14 protein-coding genes are annotated in these 19,302 nt (G+C 51.3%); 13 read left to right on the top strand and 1 reads right to left on the bottom strand.

Going from position 1 to position 19,302, the window contains the following annotated elements:
* Positions 1–422: 422 nt before the first annotated feature.
* The 7 genes from ADN00_RS13625 to ADN00_RS13595 all read left to right on the top strand — a co-directional run bounded on the left by ADN00_RS13625 (position 423) and on the right by ADN00_RS13595 (position 7,254).
* On the top strand, positions 423–1,016 hold the full coding sequence (locus tag ADN00_RS13625; protein ID WP_075063546.1) for a class II aldolase/adducin family protein: 594 nt from the start codon (positions 423–425) through the stop codon (positions 1,014–1,016).
* Positions 1,013–1,960, top strand: coding sequence for a 1-phosphofructokinase family hexose kinase (locus tag ADN00_RS13620; protein ID WP_082390138.1), 948 nt, complete (start codon positions 1,013–1,015; stop codon positions 1,958–1,960). Before ADN00_RS13625 ends, ADN00_RS13620 begins: the two co-directional genes overlap by 4 nt.
* A gap of 187 nt (positions 1,961–2,147) precedes the next feature.
* Complete coding sequence (locus ADN00_RS13615; RefSeq protein ID WP_075063544.1) at positions 2,148–2,366, top strand: transketolase C-terminal domain-containing protein; 219 nt, start codon at positions 2,148–2,150, stop codon at positions 2,364–2,366.
* Positions 2,367–2,836: 470 nt separating this feature from the next.
* Entirely contained in the window at positions 2,837–3,808 is a 972-nt protein-coding gene (locus tag ADN00_RS13610; protein ID WP_075063543.1) for a sugar-binding transcriptional regulator, read from the top strand.
* Between the two features lie 434 nt (positions 3,809–4,242).
* Positions 4,243–5,196, top strand: coding sequence for an SDR family NAD(P)-dependent oxidoreductase (locus ADN00_RS13605; RefSeq protein ID WP_407944721.1), 954 nt, complete (start codon positions 4,243–4,245; stop codon positions 5,194–5,196).
* Positions 5,180–6,793 (top strand): phytoene desaturase family protein, encoded by a 1,614-nt coding sequence (locus ADN00_RS13600; protein WP_075063541.1) that lies wholly within the window; start codon positions 5,180–5,182, stop codon positions 6,791–6,793. The genes ADN00_RS13605 and ADN00_RS13600 overlap by 17 nt, the downstream gene beginning before the upstream one ends.
* Before the next feature lie 41 nt (positions 6,794–6,834).
* A complete protein-coding gene (locus tag ADN00_RS13595) occupies positions 6,835–7,254 on the top strand; it encodes a hypothetical protein (protein ID WP_075063540.1) in 420 nt (139 codons plus the stop codon).
* Between the two features lie 37 nt (positions 7,255–7,291).
* Here ADN00_RS13595 and ung read toward each other — a convergent pair whose 3' ends face one another.
* On the bottom strand, positions 7,292–7,963 hold the full coding sequence (ung, locus tag ADN00_RS13590; RefSeq protein WP_075063539.1) for a uracil-DNA glycosylase: 672 nt from the start codon (positions 7,961–7,963) through the stop codon (positions 7,292–7,294).
* A gap of 195 nt (positions 7,964–8,158) precedes the next feature.
* On the opposite strand from ung, the gene ADN00_RS13585 reads away from it, so the two are divergent.
* The 6 genes from ADN00_RS13585 to ADN00_RS13560 all read left to right on the top strand — a co-directional run bounded on the left by ADN00_RS13585 (position 8,159) and on the right by ADN00_RS13560 (position 19,300).
* A complete protein-coding gene (locus ADN00_RS13585; protein WP_075063538.1) occupies positions 8,159–9,319 on the top strand; it encodes a FecR family protein in 1,161 nt (386 codons plus the stop codon).
* A 266-nt stretch (positions 9,320–9,585) separates the two neighbouring features.
* Positions 9,586–11,454, top strand: coding sequence for a hypothetical protein (locus tag ADN00_RS13580; RefSeq protein WP_075063537.1), 1,869 nt, complete (start codon positions 9,586–9,588; stop codon positions 11,452–11,454).
* A 26-nt stretch (positions 11,455–11,480) separates the two neighbouring features.
* Entirely contained in the window at positions 11,481–16,109 is a 4,629-nt protein-coding gene (locus ADN00_RS13575) for an nSTAND1 domain-containing NTPase (RefSeq protein ID WP_152966356.1), read from the top strand.
* A gap of 52 nt (positions 16,110–16,161) precedes the next feature.
* Positions 16,162–16,803 (top strand): hypothetical protein, encoded by a 642-nt coding sequence (locus ADN00_RS13570; protein ID WP_075063535.1) that lies wholly within the window; start codon positions 16,162–16,164, stop codon positions 16,801–16,803.
* Between the two features lie 28 nt (positions 16,804–16,831).
* On the top strand, positions 16,832–18,559 hold the full coding sequence (locus ADN00_RS13565) for an NAD-binding protein (RefSeq protein WP_075063534.1): 1,728 nt from the start codon (positions 16,832–16,834) through the stop codon (positions 18,557–18,559).
* 132 nt (positions 18,560–18,691) lie between these two features.
* Entirely contained in the window at positions 18,692–19,300 is a 609-nt protein-coding gene (locus ADN00_RS13560) for a TetR/AcrR family transcriptional regulator (RefSeq protein ID WP_075063533.1), read from the top strand.
* Positions 19,301–19,302: the final 2 nt, after the last annotated feature.

The raw sequence follows: 19,302 nt of genomic DNA, 5'->3' as shown, positions 1-19,302 counted from the left end.
CGGCCCGCATGAAGCGACTACCATCGGGAATGTGCTGCTGCAGATGGTGGCACAGGGAAAGTGAAGTTGCTGAATGAGGCACGCGAACTGGCGCGCAATTCGTTTCCAACGGCGTTATTGCTCCCCGCGTACGCACAAACCTGGGATGATCAATACGTGAAGTGCTTGCGCCAAACCGGGTTGGGCAATTTCCGCTAAACTACTCAGGTTGATGCGTAAAATTGGAATGGAATTCCCAAAATTTGACATTTGTCATTGACAAATGATAACATAGCAAATTATAATACCATCTTCTGATCACACCCCTATTCTATCAACATATTTCACTGGTTTCGCGCACAACCGTGAACAAAGATATTGAGGGTTATTCCCACTTACAGAAAGACTTATCGAAGTAGAACACCATAAAGAAAGGCTTTTTCATGGCAAACATCCCCGAACAAATTGTAGCCATCGCCCGCACCATGTTCGAGCGGCGTCTGACAGACATGGCCGGCGGCAACTTGAGCGCTCGGGACGGCGAAACGGTGTATATCACCCCCCGCTTCAGCGGATCGAAACGCCACTGGCAGCTTAACCCCGAAGATATTTTGAGCGGCCCCTTGCAAGGTGATGAGCTGTTAAATCATCCCTTATTCTCGCGAGAAGGCAAAGCCCACCTGGCAATCTACCGCAATTTTCCAAACTGCAAAGCGGTGATCCACGCGCACGCATTCCACATTCAGCCCTTCGTGGTGGCAGAAAAACCGATTCCGGCAGTGATGGAAGCCACCGAAAAATTTGGAACCGTGAATGTGGTCAAATACGCGCCCGCGCACAGCGCCGACCTGGCGCAATACATTGTGGAAGGCCTGCGCGGACAGGACGAGCGCATTCAGGTACAGGCTGCGGCCGTGCTGATGCCCCGCCATGGAATCATGGTAGCCGGTAAAGACCTGTACGCAGCGGTCGATGCGCTGGAACGGATCGATACCAACTGCTGGTGCATTATGGCGCAGCGTCTGATTGGGGAATGAAGAGCATGATCCTGACGGTTACCGCGAACGCAGCCCTTGACCGCGTGCTGTTTATTGACCATTTTGAGCCGACCAGCGTGATGCGTGCGGAGCGCATGGTAGACAGCGTGGGCGGCAAAGGACTGGACGCCTCTGTGGTGCTGCAGGTGCTGGGCGCGCCTAACATTGCGGTCAGTTTTATGGCCGGGAATACCGGCCAGGCGTTGGCCGCCATCCTGGATAGTTACGGCATTCAGCACGACTTGGTGTGGGTGCATGGCGACACGCGCACAGCCAATGTGCTGATTGAGCAAGACTATCACCGCTTGAGCCACATTATGACCGTAGGGTATGAAGTCAATGAGGAAGAGTGGCGGGAGTTTTTGCGGAAGATCGAACAGCACGCCCCGCATGCGGATTGGGTGATTATGGGCGGCTCTTTGCCCAAAGGCTGCCCAGATGACCTGTTCGGCCAGGTGACTCACATCGCGCACCAGCACGGCGCGAAATGCCTAATCGACTCGCCAGGCAAACCCATGCTGGCCGCCCTACCCCACAAGCCAGACATTCTCAAATTGAACCGCTCAGAATTCAAAGCCACGTTTGGGCTGGAAGCCGCCGCTCTCAAAGACCTGATAACCCCTGTGCGAGAGTTGATGCGTGTAATAGGAGTGGACTGCGTGGTGATCACTGCCGGTGAAGATGGCATCCTGCTAGTGTTGCCGAATACGGCTTACCGGGCAAAAGCCCCGCAGCAGGTGGCGGTGAACGCGGCCGGCGCAGGAGACTCGGTTTCAGCAGCGCTCACCCACGCGCTGACACAGCAGATGAGCTGGGAAGAGTCGCTGCGCCTATCGGCTGCCACCAGTGCCGCGGTAGTACTGACGGAGGGAACTGCGGACTGCCGGATGGAAGACATTCAAAGGCTTTACCCGCTGGTCTCAGTCGAGTGTTTCAACGAATGACCCTTGAAAATCAGGAGTAATCATAAGGAGACTTATGTTTACAAAACCGAGTCGCGGTGTGGATTAATCCCATGTTGTGATTCCTAGGCAGAAAGAATACAGGCTGGATATATCGATACCCACACGAATACTGGCTAGCTGCAGTTTGCGCGATACCAGGCGTCCATACTGGAGTGGCACATCATCAATGCACTCCATTCCGTTCGGCAAAGCCGATGTTAAACGGGTTGGCCAAAATGTAACCGCGATTGCCACACTGGTTATGACTCACTGCGCGTTGGCTGCCGCCAATGATCTGGATAATCAGGGGATTGAAGTGGAGGTGATCGACCTCCGCACCTTCGCGCCGCCAGATATGGATACGATCTCTACATCCATTCGCAAGACGCATAAAGTGGTAATTTAGTCAGAAGATATTACGCGTGTGGCTGCGGGCGCAATAGGTGTGTGGAGACTTTCGTGGCCGGAAATAGCGCGGGGCGGGCAAGCGGCTTACAAGGCGGGCCAAAGCCCGGCGCTCGCGCGCCTGGTGAAAAAATCGGAAGGTAACCACCCGCCAGGTGTTTCAAGCCAAGGGCGACCCGCCCAGCCGCCCAGGGAATTCTCACCCTGACAATCTGGCTGATAGTGATTAACATAAGCAGAGTTGTCGAGTTGCTCGATCTGGATTTGATTGTCATAAGAGGCAGCGTCAATGATGGTCTTCAGAATTCATCGACCGGATTAACCGCTGCGTTCAAGTTTTTTTGATGGCAGAAGAAACCTGACGCGATTTGCAGGTGGTAGGCGAAGCTTCTTTTCAATTCAGCATTGGTTGGGGTCGCGGCGGATGCCTTGTTGAGAAAGAATATCCTTTCACGAAGACGGCGGTGACAGATGAGCAGTGATCGAAACAATTCGATGGGAACCCTAATCCAAATTGCCACACTCTATTACCTGGAAGACCGTTCCCAGCAAGAGATTGCGGATGAATTGGGGGTATCGCGGTCCCTGGTTGCTTTATATCTCAAGAAAGCGCGAGATCAGGGCATCATCCGGTTTTCTATTATCAATCCCCAAGACAATCTGGAAGACCTGGCCTGCGGCATTCAAGAGCTGGCCGGGCTGCATCATGTTGTGGTGGTTCCCAGTTCACATAATTCCAGTACGCTCACCCGCCGCTCGCTGGCGGGTGTGGTTGCGCGACACCTGGAAGATTCGCTCAAAGACGGTGATGTGATTGGTTTGGGGTGGGGCAGAACCGTGGCAGAAGTAATCAACTTGCTGGCCCCCAGCAGACCGCGCCTGGTCGATGTAGTGCCTTTGCTTGGTGAAAGCAGCAGCGGCATCAGCGGGTCGTTTTCGCAGATCAATCAAATGGTGATGAACACTGCGCACGCTTTCAATGGCCGCGCTCATTTTCTGCTGGTGCCCTTGCTGGTAAGCTCAAACACGCTGCGCACCAGTCTTTATGAGGATGAGGCGGTGAAAGGCGTTTCTTCGCTGTGGGATCGTTTGGATTATGCTATCATGGGTGTCGGTTCGATCGTTCCACAGGACGGTGAGGTCGTCTACATTGGGCCGGAAAACCTATCCATGTTTGAACAGCAGGGCGCGGTGGGAGATGTGGTTGTGCGCTATTTTAACATCCAGGGAAGCTACATCCAAACCGATTTCCACGACCGCTTGATTGGGATTGACCTTCCACAGTTAACGCGCGCAAAGCACCGCATCGCCCTGGCCTCAGGAATTGAGAAAGCGAGAGCCACTGTGGGTGTGCTGCGAAGCGGTGTTTGCACCGATTTATTTGTCGATGAAATCCTGGCGCGAGCAGTTTTGGAAGAACTGAGTTCAGCAGAAAAAGGATAGAAACCTTATTCGTATCACCGGACAGGTCTCAATTGTAACCAATGCCTGTCCGGAAATGGGCCTGGGGATCAGCAAGGCAGTGGGCAGGTCGGTCACACAGGTGGCTACGTCTGCCAGAGACACCGCCCGCTTGAATGAAGTATCCATCGGTCTGGAAGTCACCTGCCTATACTGACTGTCTCTGAATGATGTTCTGACCAGTCAAGGTTACCCAGTGTCAGTGATCAACCCGTTTGCAAATCTCCGCTTACCAGAAAAGCGGGGGGCGAAAAGTAAAAAATTATCGTTCAGCCCCCCTGCTGCAAGCAACTTTTTCCCATTTGCTGCCTTTAGGCGCTCAAAAAAACGATACGACCGAAAATCATCACCGCAGAATGACCGTATAATTAATGGAAGCATAGCATTGAGCACACAGAACCAGCTTCTCGGGAGGCGTGTTGAATCCATATCTCAAGGAATATCAATGGTCGAATATCTTTGCAATGATCAAGAATCTGAATCTGGACCCCAAAGTTTGCACCGATGAGTTCCAGCATCGGTTGGTGGTCATTACGGGAGCCACTTCAGGCATTGGCTATGTCACTGCAAAAAAATATGCTGCTCATGGGGCAGATTTATTGTTGGTCAACCGCAGCCAAAAGAAATCAGAAGAATTGTGTGCGGAGTTGCGCGGCGAATTCAATACAAACTGCTCCTATATCATCTCAGATTTTTCAAAACTGTCAGACGTGCATTCGGCAGCCAGGCAATTAGCCGCCTTGCAAAGAAATATCGACGTACTCATCCACAATGCCGGTGTGTACCTGACGAAAAAAAAGCTGACGGAGGATCATCTCGAAGCAGTCTTTCAGACCAATTATCTCAGCACCTTCATTCTGAATTATTACCTCCTGGAAAAGTTGAAATCGCAAAACAGCGGACGGATCCTGTTTGTCAATTCTGAAGCCTATCGATTTGCCGTTTCAGGATTACATTTCGATGATTTATTCTGGAACCAACATCGTTATTCCGGATTAAAGAGTTATGGCGCGGCTAAACTGGCGCAATTGCTATTGATGATAAAATTGAATAATTATTATCAAGGAACCGGGGTCACCGTGAACGCGATGCACCCCGGTAATGTCAAAACCAACAGCGGGCAAGACAATGGTTGGCTTTATAAAAAGTTCAAGAGCATATTCATTGATCGATCTGCGCGGCCGCTGGAGGTTGCCGCAGAAGCCCTCTACTATTTAGGAGTCTCCTCAGAACTGGATCATGTTTCCGGCAAATTCTTTAACCTTACCACAATAGAAGAACCCGCCCCTCCGGCACTGGATATAAATGCTGCGGAAAAACTATGGAAAATAAGTATCGATTTGAGTGACCTATATGAAAAGTCAAAATAAGAAAATCGTGATTGTAGGCGCAGGAATGGCAGGGCTAACAGCTGCCGCGTATTTAGCCCGCGAGAAATACAACGTTCTGGTAGTCGACAAAAACGATAAAGTCGGGGGGTTGGTCAGCACCTTTGAGAACGACGGTTTTTTCTTCGACTCCGGCCCAAGGGCGTTTGTCAATTCCGGAATCGTCAAACCGATGTTGAAGGATTTGGGGATTGAATGGGATTTCTATCCAAATGGCATCTCCATCGGGATTGAAGATCAACTGTTCAGAATCAATTCGATGGAGGATTTACAGGAATACAAACGGATACTGGTGCATCTGTACCCTGAAAGCAGAGCGGAAATTGACCAGATCATCGCCATCATGGGGCAGCTTTCGGAATATACACAGGTATTATACGAATTTGACAACCCCAATTTTGTTGACTTCAAGAGCGATACAAAATTCATCTTCCGAAAGCTGATCCCCTGGACCTTCAAGTTTTTGCACGCGCTCAGAAAATTCGACCAGTACAACAAACCAATGGAAGATTTTCTTCAGAGCCACCTATCCAATCGATCATTGATGGACATCTTGATTCAGCACTTCTTTCGAAAGACGCCCACCTACTTTGCGCTGGGGTATTTTTATGTTTACCTGGATTACTTTTATCCCAGGCGCGGCACAGGGGCTTTAAGCAGCCTCTTGAAAGAAAAAGTACTCGCTTTGGGCGGGGTAATCAAACTGAACACACACATCACAGAAATCGTTCCCTCCGCATCAAAAGTGATTGACTCAAACGGGATTGAATATCCCTATGATTATTTGATCTGGGCGGCAGACCTGAAAACCATGTATCGCAGCCTGAATCCGGCCGGATTAGACGAGAAAATAACCGCCAAAATCGAACCTGAGTCGCAGCGCATTCAATCTTCCAAAGGGGCCGAGTCGACCTTCATTTTGCACCTGGGGGTCAACCGACCGCCTTCATACTTCCGGCAAAATGGTGGTGAGCATTTATTCTACACGCCCTCCAAACAAGGCTTGGGAGAGACAAACCAGTCAGAAAGGCTGAGCCTGATTGAAGATTTCGATCAAAAATCAAAAATCGAAATCCTCGCCTGGCTGGAAAAATATCTCAAATTAAACACCTACGAAATATCCGTGCCCGCCTTGCGTGATTCCACCCTCGCACCTGAAGGGCAGACGGGATTAATGGTGAGCTGTCTTTTTGATTATCAATTGATCAAGAAAGTCGAAAAAGCGGGTTGGTACGAGGAATTCAAAGAAGCCGTTGAAAACCGGGTGATCCGCATTCTTTCGGAATCCATTTATAAAAACATCGATAAAGACATCCTCTTTAAGTTTTCTTCCACGCCGCTGACCATCCAAAAATCATCCGGCAGCTCCGAAGGAGCCATTACCGGCTGGTCGTTTGAAACGCCCCCGCCGGTGATCAACCAATTGAAAGATATTCCAAAATCTGTCTTAACCCCCGTCTCCAATATTTACCAGGCAGGCCAATGGGCATATTCCCCGGCCGGCGTGCCCATCGCGATGCTGACAGGCTGGTATGCAACCCAAAGCATCCTCAAGCATTCAAAGAAAAAACAAGCCTGATCGGCGAGTGGGTCTGGCCATATGCGTGAGGAGATCAAACCATGATTGCAAAAATCGTGATTATCTCGTTCATCATTCTGGAGACTTCCAATGTGTTGGCGCTATATTTCGCCCCCGGCTCAAAAAGAGCCAACGCGGTGGGCGTATTTTCTGCCTGGGAAGAATCCAAACAATACCCTGAAATTCACGACTTCATTCAATACCTGGTTAATTGGGTAGCCGGAGCAAAATTAATCTTTCTTTTGCTCCTGGGGGTGATCGCCCTGTTTGGAGATTTGAACCTGCAGCGATTAAGCCTGCTGGCGCTTGCCGCCGCGACCCTGTCCTTTTATGGGCGACTGTTCCCACTCATTAGAAAAATGGACCGGAATGGGCAAGTTGACCCTAAGAATTACTCCACGGTATTAGGGGTGATGATTTTTATTTTGATTGTGGTATTCTTGCTGGCAGCTTTGGTCTAATCAATTAGTTTCCAGAAACCATCTTCCTTCCTAAATTTTACAAATCTGCCAGCTGCCAGTTAATCGGCGGCAGCCCGGCCGACTGGAGAGCCAGATTGGCTTTGGAGAAATGCCGGCAGCCGAAGAACCCGCGCGAGGCGGAAAGGGGTGAAGGGTGCGGCGCCTTCAGCACGGTGTGCCGGTTGCTGTCAATCCATTCGGCCTTGCGTTGGGCATAGCTTCCCCACAACAGAAAGACCACCCGGCTTTCTCTGGCGTTGATTGCGCGCAGCACAGCATCGGTGAAACTCTCCCAACCCTTTCCCTGATGCGAATTGGCTTGGTGAGCGCGCACCGTCAGCACAGCATTCAGCAGCAGCACCCCCTGTTCAGCCCAGGGTATCAGGCAGCCGTGGTTGGGGATGCGAAATTGAACATCATCCCGCAGCTCTTTATAAATATTCAATAGCGAAGGGGGAACAGCCACCCCCGGGCGCACGGAAAAGGCCAATCCATGCGCCTGGTTTTCATCATGGTATGGGTCCTGTCCAATGATCACCACGCGCACGCGCTCAAATGGTGTGTAGCGCAGGGCGTTGAACACATCTTCCGCTGGCGGATAGACTCGATATTTTCGGCGTTCCTCACTCACAAACCGGTAAAGCTGCTCGTAGTAGGGCTGGGTGGTCTCACCGACCAAAGCGGGAAGCCAGCTATCGGGGATCGGCATAACGCGGCTCCTTTTCCTTAATATGGTGGAATTTCAATTCGCGGTCGGGTCAGAAACAACATTTCTCATGCCAGTATACAAGCAAACGCTCAAATCCGCCGTAGAGAAAATCATCTATAATTAAGCAAAATCTCTTTGGGGTAAAAATAGACTGGAATCCGTCCTTCCAACATCCACAATCCGGGGGAGGTTTGAATGCAAAGCAAACGTCTTGCAGCCATGATTCTCGCTACCTTAATTGTTCTCCTTTTTGTATTATCGGCTTGCAGCAGCCCGGCAGTCGAAGCATCCAGCCGCCAAATGGTTGCCCTCACCCGCAGCGGGCAGCCTGAGATATTAAGAAATGGGGAAGCAAACTGGCAGATTCTGGAACATAAAACTATCATCCAACCGGGCGATATCATCCGCACGGGTGAAGATACCTGGGTGTATCTGGAAATCAACGACGGCTCATTGGTGGGCATCACCCCCAATACTCAGGCTTCGCTGGTCACTTTTTCCACGTCCCTCCAAGACCCGATCACGTTGTTTGATCTTGCAGATGGGCTGATATATGTTCGCGTCACCAAAGAATTGGGGGGCGGCAGCTTCAAAGTGCATACCCCGGTCATGACCGGCAGTATCGTTGGCTCAAAAATGGCGGTTCAATATATTTCGTCCTTGAACACCGCAGACATCACCTGCTTTGAAGGGAACGTGAATGCCGAAATTGATTACAACCCGCAAGAATCTCCGCTTAGCTGCCATTTAATTTCCGGGGTAAAAATATCAACTAGCACAAAGGATGAATGGACAGTGAAGAAATGTCAGAATCCCGCGCCAGTTCAACGTTATGAGCTGGACGCATATTCCGACTGGGAAGAAATGTATATCGATCTTGAATTCATGCGCCAAACGGAAGCTGCCCGCAATCAAACCTTGACCAAAGTGGCCAGATACACAAAAACGCCCACTCCCACAGAGGCTGTTGAACCCAACCAAACACCGCTGCCCTCCTCAACCCCAACCATTACTGCCACCCCGGCGCCGGTATTGCGCCCCACCATCACCGTAGATCCAGACGCGCCGTTAAGCAGCGCCGAACAGGCGAACAGCGGCACGCATAACTACACTTACACAGCGAGCTATTCGGGCAATTGCAGCGGACCGGCCTCCGGTGAAATCAACCAGATGCAAATCCGCTTTGAAGGGAACCAGGTCATTCTTGCCAGCGGAAACCAGCAGAGCCAGTTCGCCAAAGTAGACGAAAATACCTACCAGGCCAGTGATGGCGTTGATATTGTTACCATGACGTTTACCGAAGACGGCTTCACCGGTGAGAGCCAGTGCGTCTTCTGGACGTATACGCGCCGGTAAAAATTTACAGAAACGGAAAACTGATTCGACTGGCGTGCAGAAAAAAATGATGGTCTACATTACGTGATTGCTGTTTGACGAAAACAGTCTGGCCGATTTGCCAGGAATCTTAATCACCATAAACTTGGAGGAAGAGTATAATTGCTTTTTAATTTCCATAAAGCACAGCAGTGTGGTTCTCACAATTAAATAGGAATAGATTCAACAGGGCGCGCGAATGAATGGCCCTTATGAATCTTCAAAGCCCACCACAACAGCAGGTTCCAATGAAACAATCACCCCAGCGCGCAACCCAAATTGAATCTGTTTCCCTTGATCATCCATTTCCTCCCCTTGTTTTCAACCTGGCCGTTGCTGGCAGTTTTTCCACTTCCTTCAATCATGAAGAAGTGATCAAGCATATCACCAGCATCTTTGCGCAGGTCAAAAACCTGGTTCTGCCCTATAACCAGAATTGCCTCGGTTTTGACGAAAAAACCCTCGACCTGAAAATCCTCTATTCACCCTTGCTGGGGGATTTTCCACTTCAGACCGCGGTCGGTTTGGGTTATTCCCCCTATTGCATTTCCCCGTCCCCCTCAACCACCCAGCAATACCAGAAAATCGATCCATTCCTGCTGGATTCATATCCCCTGGTCGAATTTGATATGCCCCCCACTCTGACGGCGAAAAGCCTGCGCGAAATGAGTCATTGGATGGTGGCTCAGTGCGACCTGGTGATCGCTCTGTGGGACGGAAGCGAATTGTATGGCGAGGGAAGTCTCTGGGAGATCATCCGCACAGCCGCGGAAAATCATATCCCCGTCGTATGGCTCGATCCGCTTCATCCACAGCAGGTTTATTGGTGTCAAGATAGCTATAGCGCGCCTTTCAAAACCGAGCAGCTCGTGGATTATCTCGATGGAACGCTGGGACTGGGGTCAAAATCGGAAAGACAGGCCGCCGCTAAAGACCTGGCAGCCCTCTTCCAGCCCGGCGTGAAACACACGCCTTTTTGGGCGAGCTTTTACCCTCACTTTATTCGTTTATTTCCAGTTTCGTCTGCTCAACCAACTTCGGACCCCAACCTGTCGAACAGCACAGCTCTGCCAAAAGCCCTGCAAGCCAGCCAAAAACAGGTTGATTATTTGCAGCAATCGTTCCAACAGGCAGACACGGCAGCTATCTCCTTCAACAACGCATACCGCTCCACATTGCTTCTCAGGGCCATCCTGCCTTTACTGGCCAACCTTGCCCTGGCTCTCGGCTTTTACGCAAAAAGCGTGGGCGGGTATCTCTTTTTCAACCTTCCGCTGAATTGGGTGTGGCTGGCCGCAGCCGGGTTTGGCATGCAAGCCTTTTTCAATCTCTCCATCAACTGGTTAAGCAACCAGACTGACTATCGTGGGTGGCATAAGAACTTCGTCAATCAGCGCTATCTTGCCGAAACCCTGCGTATGGCTGTGCATTTCTCTCCTTATAATATCCCCATTATCAATACAACCATCGCTGGCTTCGAGAAAAAGCTGCCCAAAAGCTCCCCCGTCCGCCACCGGATCAGGAGCATCGTGCGAGCAGCCAGTATTCATCCCATTCACTTTGAGCAGCCTGAAATTAAAGAAGCTTTTTTTACCCAGTTCTTAACACTGCTGGACCATCAGATCCATTATCACAAGCTGGTTGCTTCCCGTTACAGAAAGATTTCAAACATACTGACCAAAACGGCTTGGGGGCTGTTCTGGCTGGGAATCGGTACGGTCATTGCGCGGGCTGTTTTTCAGGCAGTCGAACCATCGTTGGGTTTGAACCAATGGATTGCGAAACACGAATTCTATACCGGCGCGGTCAAAGTTGCCGTGGACGGGAAAACCTTTTTGGCTTCTTTTGCCAACATGCTGGCCATGCTTTTGCCTGGTTTCGCGGTTACTTTCTTCTCCATTCACAACCTGATTGGGTTCAAAGATTTATCGCAGCGCAGCCAGCAAATGGTCAATGACCTCCAACAAATCAAAACACGCGTTATTCTTGAGCAATCCCGGCCCGAGTCTTCTTTCGAGGACTTTAGCTGGCTTGCTCATCAGGCAATTTCTCTCATGGTTAGCGATACCACCGATTGGTATACGCTGATTTCATCGAAGAAGATTACAAAGAACTAGACTGGCAAGGCACAAAGGCGCGCAAAATGGCACACGATGTTTTCATTAGCTATTCATCCAAAGACCATCAGGCTGCGGAGACCGTATATAACGTTCTGCAATCTCAAGGTATTTCCTGCTGGATGGCCTCTCAAGAGCTTATCCCCGGTATCCCCGACTGGGCGGCTGCTATTGCCAACGCCATTCAATCGGCCCGGGTTTTTGTGCTGATCTACTCTGCGCAGTCCAACAGTTCTCCGCAGGTGCTGAACGAAATCCACAACGCGGACGCCAACGGGTTGATCATCCTCCCCTTCCTTATCGAGAATGTGCCCTATTCCTCTGGTTTGGAGTATTTTCTCAAGCGCCGCCAATGGCTGGATGCCACCATTCCGCCCATCGAGCAGCATGCCGCCCGGCTGGCAAAAACAATTCCCAGCCTTCTGGCCGGTGACGTGAACATTGCCAATCGCGTGTTGCGCGAAACACCCGCCTCTCTCCAACCACCCGAGCCAGGTGATTGCCCCTACAAAGGCTTGAACTATTTTGACGAAGCAGACGCGGGACTCTTCTTCGGGCGCGAAATGCTCATCGCCCGGCTGGTTGGCAACCTGCGCGATCACCGCTTCCTGGCCGTGGTTGTTGGCGCGTCGGGCAGCGGCAAATCTTCCATTGTTCGCGCGGGAATGGTCCCGGCTTTGCGCAAGGGTTCTCCTTTAGCAGACAAGACCTATCCGCCACAGGGCTCCAGCCAATGGCCGATTCACATCATCACACCCGGCGCCCACCCTTTGGATTCTCTCGCCTTGAGCCTGACCAAAGAATCCGCTTCCGTTACCGCCGCCGACACGCTCATTCAAGATTTCAAACAAACACCCCGCGCCTTGCATCTCTTCATGGGCAAAACGCTTCCAGGGTCAAATCCGCAGGCATTGCTGGTCGTTGATCAATTCGAAGAATTGTTCACGCAGTGCCAGGACCTATCCGAGCGCAAGGCCTTCATTGATAATCTCATCACTGCCGCCGCGCTGGAAACGGGTGGTCTGATGCGGGTGGTGATCACATTGCGCGCCGACTTCTATGCGCACTGCGCTGATTACCCCAACCTGCGTGAGGCTGTAACCCAAAACCAGCAATTCATCGGACCGATGACCACGGAAGAACTGCGCAAAGCCATTGAAGAGCCTGCCAGACAGGGGAATTGGCAACTTGAAGCCGGTTTGGTCGATTTGCTCCTACGCGAGGTCGTCGGTGAACCGGGTGCACTCCCATTGCTTTCGCACGCCCTGTTAGAGACATGGGAGCGGCGCGAAGGTCGCTGGATGACCGTGCGGGGATACATTGATTCCGGCGGCGTGCGCGGCGCTATCGCCCACACCGCCGAGACGGTGTTCAGCCAATTATCCGAATCGGAACAACATCAAGCCCGGCGCATCTTTTTGCAGCTCACTGAACTGGGTGAAGGCACCCAGGATACCCGCAGGCGTGTCCTCCTGGCAGAAATTGATGCAAAAGCAAATGACCTTCCCTCCAGCCGTAAGCTGCTGAAAAAGCTGGTCGACGCGCGCCTGATCACCACCACAGAAACCACCGCCGAGGTCGCCCACGAAGCGCTCATTCGAGAATGGCCGCGCCTGCGCGATTGGCTGAGTGAAGACCGGGCTAACCTGCGCCTGCAGCGCAGGATATCTGCCTCCGCCCAGGAATGGCAGCAGATGCAGCAGGATGAGGGCCTCCTTTACCGCGGCGCGCGCCTTGCCGAAGCGCTCGAATTTAGCCAAACAAACCCCGATGAGCTGGACGAACTGGATCAAGAATTTATTGCCGCATCTCGGGCGCTGGTTCAACGTGAAGCCGACCTTCGCGAGGCGCAGCGCCAAAAAGAATTGGAAACCGCCCGCCAGCTTGCCGAAGCGGAGAAGCAGCGCGCCGCCGAACAAGCGCAAAACGTTTCGCGCCTGCGCGCCCGCAACCGGGTCATCGCTATTGTGGGATTGGTGGCAGTGATCGCCGCCCTGCTGGCCGCCGGATTTGGTGTGTTCGCCGGCATTCAAAAAGAAGAAGCAAAGCAGCAGGCAAACCTGGCGTTGACCCGCCAAAAAGAAGCTGAGCAATTAAAAGCTCTTGCCGATTCAAAAGCCAAAGAAGCCCAACACCAGGCCAATATCGCTCTTTCCAGGCAGCTGGCGGCTCAGGCCGAGGGATTGCCCTTTGACCAGGCCGCCCTGCTGGGCCAGCAGGCGCTGACCGTTGAGGATACTGTTGAAGCTCACCTGGCGATTCGTAAAGCATTGATTGAAGCGCCCATTCACGCCTATTTGCGCGGTCACTTAAGCTCAGTGACGGCCGTGGCCTATAGCCCGGATGGCGCCATCATCGCTTCGGGAGATGAAGACGGAACGATCATTTTATGGGACGCGAAGACAAACCAGGCCATCGGAGACCCCATTCTTGCGCATGCAAATGATGTGCGTCAACTGGCTTTCAGTCCCAATTCGCATCTTCTTGCCTCGCTGGCAAGCGATTCCAGGGTGTATGTATGGAACCTTACCCAACCTGAACCGGTCCGATACAGGCTGAGCGAATCGGCGATTGCCCTGGGTGTTTCGTTCAGTAGTGATGGAAATATAATTGCTGTCGCCAACCTGTCGGAAGATGAAAGCGGGTATATTAGCTTCTTCGATGCGGCAACTCTCCAAAAGAAAGGAGAAACCACTCGAATTCCAGACACCACTATCTTTTTAGCAAGCCCCGCATTTAGCCCGGATGGAAAGACTCTGGCCTCTTATGGGGAAAACAACACCATCATCCTGTGGGATACGGAAACACTCCAACCCATTGGAGAGCCGATGGAAGAAAACAGCCATATTACGGCTCTGGCAATCAGCCCGGATGGAAGTCTGCTGGCTTCCGCAAGTTGGGACGACACCATTAAATTATGGGATATTGCCACCCAGCAACAGGTGGGGGCTCCGCTGCGGGGGCATATCGCATCCATCTACAGCATCGCCTTCAATTCGGATGGAAGCCTGATGGCTTCTGCCGGATTTGACCAATCCATTCGTATTTGGAATCCCAAAACACATGAACAAATTGGGGAAGCCCTGAAAGCGCATACCGAGACCATCAATGGCATCGCCTTCAGCTCAGATGGGAAGAGTCTGGTATCCGCGAGCAGTGATGAAACCATCATCAATTGGAATATTTCCAAATTCAGCATCAACAATCAACCCCTTTTGGGGCACACAGACAGCATTTTTGGCACCGTCTTCACCCCGGATGGAAAAACGCTGATCTCTTGCGATGGTGATAATGCTATTATTTTCTGGGATGCTGTTACCCGCCAACCGATAGGCGCGCCGCTGGTGGAGCACACCGACTTTATCCGCGGTCTCGCCATCAGCCCGGATGGAAGCATGCTGGCCTCGGCCAGCGGCGACAAATCCGTCATTTTGTGGGACACGGCTACCCGCCAGCCCATCGGCGCGCCCCTGCTCGGGCATACCGCGGAAGTGATGAGTGTGGCCTTCAGTCCGGATGGCCGCCTGCTGGCGTCTGCCGGGCGTGATCAAACCGTGCGCTTATGGGATACCCAAACCCATCAACAAATCGCGGATCCGTTGATCGTTGATTCGCATGTTGGCATCGCCGCGGTTTTTAGCCCGGACGGCAAAACGCTGGTTTCAGCCGGACTTTTGAGCAACAAACTCATTTTTTGGGATGTGGCCAAACGAGAGCAAATTGGCCAGCCCGTTCCATTGTATTCACCCAACGCCAACAGTCTGGTTTTCAGCCCCGATGGCAGCATTCTGGCCGTGGGCAGCGAATCTTCAATCATTCTTCTGGATGCCGCCACACACCAGCAAATTGGCATGCCGCTGACTGGTCACTCTGATGATGTCTTCGCCATTGCGTTCAGCCCGGATGGTAAAACACTGGCGTCGGCCAGTTTTGACCGTTCCATCATTCTCTGGGACGTTTCCAGCCATAAGCGTATTGGCCAGCCGCTGCTGGGGCATCAAGACGCCATCTACGCGCTCGCCTTCAACACGGAAGGCAGCCAATTGGTCTCTGGCAGCGGAGATAAAACCATCCGTTTTTGGGATGTGAGCTATCTCTCGCAAAATATTGATGTGTGCCAGATGGTTAATCGCAATCTGAGCTATATAGAATGGAAGCAGTATATTCCAGAAGTCCCTTATCAACAGACCTGCCCCAACTTGCCGGCGTCGACATCCTCCCTGGATCAAATGATCACCCTGGCTCACGACGCCCAAACGGACAAGGATATTCCAACAGCCCAATGGGCTTATGCAGAATCGCTGCGGCAATCGGAGTTGATTGATGAATATTCATTAAACAATCGCTTGTGTTGGTTGGGCAGCATTGATGGGTACGCCCAGCAGGTACTCCCGACGTGTGAGCGGGCCATTTCCCTGGCAAACCAATCGCAGCCAGAAATCGTTCCGATGATTCACGACTCTCGCGGACTGGCGCGCGCGCTTTCCGGCGATTATCAAGGTGCGGTGGAAGACTTCAAAGTTTTTGTGGAATTCACCAAAGAAATCGACGCTTATGAGGAGTATGGCCAGAAACGAGATGCCTGGATAGAAGCATTGGAAGCCGGCCAAAATCCATTTGATGAAGGCACGCTCCTCGAGCTACAAAACGAGTGATCCGGCTTTCACCAAACCATCTGTGCTTCTACATTGCAGAACCTGCATTACAATGGAAACAATCACCGAATTAAGGCCGGTGGTATTCGCCGGCCTTCCTTTATTCAATATGATGCCGATCTTACAGACCAACACTCGCAAAATTCTTCGTATAGGAATCTCTGGCCACCGCTTTTTAAGTGACCCGGAGCGATTAACCGCTGCCCTGGAGAATGTTTGTCAAACACTCCACTTTCGTTTCCCCCAAATTGGTTGGCAAATATGCTCTCCCCTGGCAGAAGGCGCTGACCGCCTGGCCGCCAGTGTTTTCTTAAAGCATCAGTCTGATCTTATCGCGATTCTACCGTTACCACCAGAAGAGTACCTGCTCAGCTTCTCCACGGCAGATTCTCGCGAGGAGTTTACCCAATATCTCTACAAAGCCCAAGAAGTTATCCAACTGCCTGCCCAACCGGACGTTGACCAAGCCTATGCAGCCTTGGGTTTGTTCCTGCTGGAGAATTGTGATATTCTACTGGTGATCTGGGATGGTTCTGCTTCGCAAGGAAAAGGCGGAACAGGTGAAATCGCATTGGAAGCGCGCCGGCGGAAAATTCCGATGATCTGGATTCACGCCGGCAATCGCATTTCTGGCACGCAAACGGCAACCAGTCTTGGAGATGAACAGGGAAGAGTCGATTACGAGAATTTTTGAACGCCAATGACAGGGTAAAGAGACCATTATGAATCTGCTTTCAGACCGCCGCGATCGTCAGTGGGCTATCCTCATCCTGCTGTGGGTGCTGGGTTTTTCATCGGGTGTGGTTGGCTTTGCTCAATACGCCGCCTGGCACGGTCTCTCCTACACCCTGTGGGATAAGCTCTACCTTACTTTTCAGCTCATTTCCATGGAGTCTGGCAGCCCCGAACCTCCCGTGCCCTTCTTGCTCAATTTCGCACGGTTTTTTATTCTCTTTCTAAGCGCAGTTACTGCCATCAAAGCCTTCTGGGAATTGTTTCACGACTGGATTTTCACCTCTGGGTTATGGCGGATTTCGGATCACACCATCATTTGTGGGTTAAGCCGCAAAGGCTTTCTCCTGGCGAATTCCTTCCGCGATGACCAAAAGAGGGTTGTCATTATTGAAAAAAATGAAAACCACCCCTGGATTCAAAATTGCCGTGACCGTGGGGCATTTATCATCATTGGAGACGCGAGTGACCCATCCACACTTCACCGGGCGGGTATCGGGCGGGCAGGTTCGCTTTTTGCTGTGTGCGATAACGATGGCACTAACGTAACCATTGCGTTGCAGGCGGAAAAATGCCTTTCCGGGGATGCAAGCGGCAAGTTAAAATGCATGGTCCATATTCACGATCCGCGTTTGTGCGCCTTGTTGAAAAATCAGATGGTGAAATTTCAACTCAACGCCTTTCAGATGGAATTGTTTAATGTTTTCGAGCGTGGAGCCGTGCGCATGCTGCAAACATACCCGGCCTGGCAGAACCCGGCTGAACCGCCAGCGAATATCATTCTGGTTGGTGTGGGAAAGTTCGGGCAAAACCTGCTGGTACACATGGCCCGCTCCTGGTGGAATGTTCGACAAAATCCAAACTGGAAACTGCCTGTAACCATTATTGATCTACAGGCCAGCCAGGTGATGGAAACTTTGCATGCGCGTTACCCAAAATTGAAAGAAGCCATCGCTGACCGCCCGTTCGACATGAACATCCATTCTGCTCAGTTTGAACTGGCAAAATTTCTGCCTCAAGAGACCATCGGTTGCATCTACATTTGCGTGGACCAGGACGCCCTCGCCCTGGAGGCGGGCTTGGACTTGCAAACCGCAACTCACGCCAAAGTACCGGTCGTCTTGCGCATGGCCGATCGCGAAGGTCTGGCTCGAATTCTGAATGGGCAAAGCACAACGAAATTGCTCAAACTCATCCCCTTCCTCCTTCTGGAAAGCACCTGCACGCCAGAATTACTTAAATTGTTACCCAGAGACCTTCTGGCAGAAGCCTTGCACAATGAGTATTTACGCACCCAAAGCCTATCCGCGGCATCATCCTCACCTGCCTCCCTGCAGAGCTGGGAAACCTTAAGCCCTGAATTGCGCCAGCAGAATTACGATTTGGTTGACCACCAGTTAAAAATATTGTCACAATTTGGCTACGACATTCAAGCCTTAAGTGATTGGGCAGCGCCCTCATCCCAATTTTCTGAAGAGACGCTTGACGCGATGGCAAAAGTAGAGCACCAAATATGGATGCAAAAGAAAATTAACGAAGGTTGGAAATATCACCCCGGCCCCAAAAATAAAACCGCCAAAACCAATCCGACTTTAATTCCTTGGGAAGAACTTCCCGAAACAGAGAAAGAAAAAAACCGGGCGTTCTTCCGGTCTTTACCCGCACTTTTAGGTCAGGTTGGGTTGCAGGTTATACCAGCAGATACCACATCCACCTAACGCAAGTTTCCCTATCTCCCCAAAAACAAAATCATGGGTTGACAAGATCAATGGTTTTGAATAAAATAATGAATGAATATTTTTATATTCATTCATTATTGATCATACAACAGAAATGGATGGCAGGCAGACATGGATAAAAAAGCGGAAATCTTGAGGTGCGGCAAAGAGCTCTTCAGCACCCACGGCTTCAAATCTACGGGGATCGCCGATATTACCAAAATGGCCGGCATCGCGGCAGGAACGTTCTATCTTTACTTCTCTTCCAAAGAAAAGCTCTTCATGGAACTCTTCCTGGAAGAAAATGTGAAGCTCAAACGAGAAATTCTCGCCGCGATTGATCCGAACGGAGACCCCCTCGCCGTCATCCAGGAAATGATGAAGCGAAACATGGAAGGCATGGCGTCGAACCCAATCTTGCGCGAATGGTACAACAAAGAGGTTTTTGCCAAAATCGAAGAAAAATATCGGGAAGAGCATGGCCTTGATTATGTGGATTTCATGTATACCAGCTTCATTGAAATTGTGAAGAACTGGCAGGCAGAAGGCAAATTGAGGCAGGATATCGATAGCGAGATGATCATGGCCATCTTTTCCACAGTCATTATCATCGACGAGCACAAAGAGGATATCGGCCTACAGTTCTTCCCCAAAATTCAGGAGTATCTGACTGAATTTATCATCAAAGGGCTCACCGGCACAATGGACCTTCCCGCCGGGCGGCAGGAAAGCGTGGAGTAAAA

The sequence above is a fragment of the Ornatilinea apprima genome (genome assembly GCF_001306115.1).
GTDB classification, from domain to species: Bacteria; Chloroflexota; Anaerolineae; order Anaerolineales; family Anaerolineaceae; genus Ornatilinea; species Ornatilinea apprima.
This window is presented reverse-complemented; position numbering and strand designations above follow the sequence as displayed.

What these genes read in the sequence shown, in the direction of transcription:
- ADN00_RS13625 (WP_075063546.1), top strand. Translation starts at nt 423, where the DNA reads ATGGCAAACATCCCCGAACAAATTGTAGCCATCGCCCGCACCATGTTC.
- ADN00_RS13610 (WP_075063543.1), top strand. Translation starts at nt 2,837, where the DNA reads ATGAGCAGTGATCGAAACAATTCGATGGGAACCCTAATCCAAATTGCC.
- ung (WP_075063539.1), bottom strand. Translation starts at nt 7,963, where the DNA reads ATGCCGATCCCCGATAGCTGGCTTCCCGCTTTGGTCGGTGAGACCACC.
- ADN00_RS13595 (WP_075063540.1), top strand. Translation starts at nt 6,835, where the DNA reads ATGATTGCAAAAATCGTGATTATCTCGTTCATCATTCTGGAGACTTCC.
- ADN00_RS13580 (WP_075063537.1), top strand. Translation starts at nt 9,586, where the DNA reads ATGAAACAATCACCCCAGCGCGCAACCCAAATTGAATCTGTTTCCCTT.
- ADN00_RS13565 (WP_075063534.1), top strand. Translation starts at nt 16,832, where the DNA reads ATGAATCTGCTTTCAGACCGCCGCGATCGTCAGTGGGCTATCCTCATC.
- ADN00_RS13620 (WP_082390138.1), top strand. Translation starts at nt 1,013, where the DNA reads ATGAAGAGCATGATCCTGACGGTTACCGCGAACGCAGCCCTTGACCGC.
- ADN00_RS13585 (WP_075063538.1), top strand. Translation starts at nt 8,159, where the DNA reads ATGCAAAGCAAACGTCTTGCAGCCATGATTCTCGCTACCTTAATTGTT.
- ADN00_RS13600 (WP_075063541.1), top strand. Translation starts at nt 5,180, where the DNA reads ATGAAAAGTCAAAATAAGAAAATCGTGATTGTAGGCGCAGGAATGGCA.
- ADN00_RS13570 (WP_075063535.1), top strand. Translation starts at nt 16,162, where the DNA reads ATGGAAACAATCACCGAATTAAGGCCGGTGGTATTCGCCGGCCTTCCT.
- ADN00_RS13575 (WP_152966356.1), top strand. Translation starts at nt 11,481, where the DNA reads ATGGCACACGATGTTTTCATTAGCTATTCATCCAAAGACCATCAGGCT.
- ADN00_RS13560 (WP_075063533.1), top strand. Translation starts at nt 18,692, where the DNA reads ATGGATAAAAAAGCGGAAATCTTGAGGTGCGGCAAAGAGCTCTTCAGC.
- ADN00_RS13615 (WP_075063544.1), top strand. Translation starts at nt 2,148, where the DNA reads ATGCACTCCATTCCGTTCGGCAAAGCCGATGTTAAACGGGTTGGCCAA.